Below are 3035 nucleotides of genomic sequence, written 5' to 3'. Positions count from 1 at the left end.
ATAACAATTTTCTATATACCCGTTATTCAAGAATATGGCCCTATAGTGAAAAAAAGCACTTTCCCTATTACAGAAAAGCGCCCTTTAACAGAACAACTTATTGTCACTCAACAGTTCCTTAATTGATCTTTCAATTCAGCTGTTTTTTCCTTTTCACTATAAAAACACACCTTTAGAAAAACCATATCCAAAGGGGTAAAGCTTCGCAACTTTTTAAAACGTCGCGCCTTTTTTTCAAATCTACATAAGGATTCACTAGGTCAACTCATTGTATATGCCTACTATCAAGCTTTAAATCAAAAACCTTTAATGTCCATTTTTAGAGAATTGAAATTAACGGCGTAGTCATGTTAGAAACACGATTAACTCACTACCCATATGTCCTTTTTTAATCATTAGACAAATTTGGCAAAGGCCCAGTTATTAAGCAAAAAAGCTCAAGGACACTAGTTATAATAAATCTAGTGTTTTTGAGCTTTTTAGTTCTCTTAAACTTGAGCGATCAGATTTATTTTTGGAATATTATCTTGTCATTCCAAAAATCATACCTGAAATATATGGAATCAGCCAAATGAGCCAGACAAGAATACTGAATTTGTGAAAGTTATTTATCATTGCTTTGTCTTTTCTTGCTATAACTAGTGTTGCCCAAATGACATGAAATAACATTAATAAAATAGCAAGTAAGCCTGTTATTCCATGAAAACTAAATAAAAAGCCTCCTTGAGCAATTTTACTCATAATAGTTGTTCCAGAAGTATCACATACCAGTCCAAGCCAAAAAATGATAACATGCCAGTTCTTTAATCCCCCTTGAATTTTCTCACTCCATACCCCAACTGTATAAAAAACAAGTGCCAATGAAATAAATATAATGGCATATAGTAACATCATTTTTCCTCCTTACGATCATGTTGAGCTTTTTTGCTTCTTCATTTTGTGTGTCTTTATTGTACGTACGGATTATGAACGGAAAATGAACTCAATATTACTAATATGATTATTTATGAAATTTTAAATCCAAAATAACATAATTTTAGTTTAGATGGGAACAACTTTTTGTATGGTTCAACGAATAGATTTTGGAGATGAAAAATACGATAAGAGGCTTCTCTCCCATCGTATTTTGGGGGCTGTTATTGGTTTGAAATTTATCAAGACCTATTTCGTAGAAAGTTATATAAAATAGAGGTTGATACATATTAGTTATGTATAATGTGTGGATGGATTCGATTTTTCAAACTAACTTGCTCAAAAACGGCTTGTTCCTTTTTCAAACGTCTCTACTCCTCTTAGAAAATTATACTTTGAATAGATTCAAAAATGAAAGGGGTACTATAATTAACAAATTAGATTTCAATATTCCGTGATTTGAGCAATCGCTTTATTCTAGAATATGGCCCTATAATGAGAAAGCACTTTCCCTATTACAGAAAAGCGCCCGATTGTGGAAGGTCATTGCTTAAATCTTATTCAAGTCAAGCCCCCTTTACTTAAGTCCATTACTTCACATATTCTAATCTGATAAAAAATAAATAAAAAGATGATACCTTTTTAGGCATCATCCCTTAGAATATTAAGCTTAATTCGACTTTAAACCTTAAAGTTTATTCTTGATTAATTGCACTTTCATCCATATAAGCAACTTCCCATAAATGACCGTCTAAATCCTGAAACCCCCATATATACATAAAACCATGATCTTGAGGCCCACTAAAAGCTTTACCACCAGATGACAATGCCTTATTTACTATCTCATCCACTTGATCCCGACTTTCAGCTGAAAAGCTGAGAATTGCTTCGGCAGAAGTAGTAGTATCCACAATTTCCTTCTTACTAAATCCTTTGAAACGTTCTTCAATCATTATCATAGCAAAAATGTTGTCACTGATGATCATACAAGATGTGGTCTCATCGGAGAATTGTGGGTTGAACTCAAAACCTAGCTCCTTGAAAAAATTGGTGGACTTATTCACGTCTTTTACTGATAAATTGATAAAGATATTTTTGGATGTGAATGCCACTTTTTATTACCTCCTAGAGAAATTTTTGTACAATAAACAGGCAGGCGCCGGCCTTTTTTATATCAACGATATCAGCTCTTTTGAGCATTCATTGCTTCCCATTCTTCTTTGCTAGGACCATATACGCCAGGAACTTTCAAGTCGGCTTGTCTCATAAGGACAGTCAATTGTCCACGATGATGAGCCTGATGTTGAATTAGCAGACGAAAAACAGCTTGAACTGGCATGTCCATTCCAAATAGATTCACCACTTTGTTCATTTTTTCATCTGAAATCTGTTCAGAAAATGCTTGTGTTAACCGCTGACTTACAGTTTTATAGGTCTCGCTGATTTCAGCAGCTGATGTCGGTGCCTCTTTTTGAAGATCAGGAATCTCAAATTTTAACCCAACCTGTGAAGGAAAGTAGTAAGCTGCTCCAGTAATGTGCCAAGCCAAGCTTCCAATGCTGTATAACCCTGGAGAAACCTCCTGATTCAACGATTCATCCGTCAGCACATCCAGCACTTTTTGGGTAACAGCTGCTTCTTGTTTCCATTCGTTTAAGAAATCATTTACTGATGTAAACATTCCATTCCCTCCTTAAATTAGCAATTCATCAATTTTTTGACAAGATTTTCAAATTCATTGTATCATGCTCAGCTAACCATTGCCTCTCTCAAAGGCTTATTATTCGAAGGATATTTTGCATTCTTGTAGACCCCTATTCAACAATCTGGCCCGATTGTTGAATAAAAGCTAATGACGATTGTTCAACTAAACTCCCCGTTAGCTTAAGTACATCCCTTCTCAAAAGGATTATATTCCAAAGTGTATCATGTATTTTTTTTCTTCTTTAGCCTGTAGAATTTTCGAAGCTAATTCATTAAGTTCAGCAGATTTTTTATATAATGTTGAAGATGTAACCACATCAAAGAACATTGATAAGGATTCAGGTGGAATAATTGTAATTCCCCAGTGAGCTAACCCAAACTCTGGGCGTTCAAGCGAATGAAAGTAGGTTTTCATAATT

General features: G+C 34.4%; 3 protein-coding genes and 1 pseudogene. All 4 read right to left on the bottom strand.

What is annotated here, in order from left to right:
* Positions 1–522: 522 nt before the first annotated feature.
* Positions 523–891: an HsmA family protein gene (locus V7083_RS21880; protein ID WP_335482048.1), complete on the bottom strand. Its 369-nt coding sequence runs from the start codon at positions 889–891 to the stop codon at positions 523–525.
* A gap of 716 nt (positions 892–1607) precedes the next feature.
* A complete protein-coding gene (locus tag V7083_RS21875; protein ID WP_335482046.1) occupies positions 1608–2024 on the bottom strand; it encodes a VOC family protein in 417 nt (138 codons plus the stop codon).
* A 71-nt stretch (positions 2025–2095) separates the two neighbouring features.
* The gene (locus tag V7083_RS21870) at positions 2096–2593 is read right to left on the bottom strand and encodes a DinB family protein (RefSeq protein WP_335482044.1); all 498 of its coding nucleotides are present in this window, start codon (positions 2591–2593) and stop codon (positions 2096–2098) included.
* Positions 2594–2821: 228 nt separating this feature from the next.
* Positions 2822–3035, bottom strand: a pseudogene (locus V7083_RS21865) (short-chain dehydrogenase); the annotation flags it as partial.

Source organism: Bacillus sp. JJ1764 (genome assembly GCF_036962145.1).
In the GTDB taxonomy this organism is placed as follows: domain Bacteria; phylum Bacillota; class Bacilli; order Bacillales; family Cytobacillaceae; genus Neobacillus.
This window is presented reverse-complemented; position numbering and strand designations above follow the sequence as displayed.

Bases quoted from the DNA above. Each gene is read 5' to 3' on its own strand.
- V7083_RS21880 (WP_335482048.1), bottom strand. From the start codon at position 891: ATGTTACTATATGCCATTATATTTATTTCATTGGCACTTGTTTTTTAT.
- V7083_RS21870 (WP_335482044.1), bottom strand. From the start codon at position 2,593: ATGTTTACATCAGTAAATGATTTCTTAAACGAATGGAAACAAGAAGCA.